Below are 209 nucleotides of genomic sequence, written 5' to 3' on the forward strand. Positions count from 1 at the left end.
GGTCGAGGAGACCGCGGAGTACCGAGAGAGCCGCGATCCGCGGGAGCTGGCGGACGTGCTCGAAGTGGTCCACGCGCTCCGCGAACTGAACGGACTCTCCGCGGAGGAACTGGCGGAACTACGGGCGGAGAAGGCCGAGCGACGGGGGCGGTTCGACGAACGGATCGTCCTCGAACGGGTCGAGGAGTAGTCGCACTCAATGGGTAACC

General features: G+C 67.0%; 1 pseudogene. It reads left to right on the plus strand.

Annotation, left to right across the window (positions count from 1 at the left end):
• Positions 1–190 (plus strand): annotated as a pseudogene (locus EXE45_RS19440) (hypothetical protein); the annotation flags it as partial.
• Positions 191–209 lie beyond the last annotated feature (19 nt).

The sequence above is a fragment of the Halorubrum sp. SP9 genome (genome assembly GCF_005435015.1).
Lineage (GTDB): Archaea > Halobacteriota > Halobacteria > Halobacteriales > Haloferacaceae > Halorubrum > Halorubrum sodomense.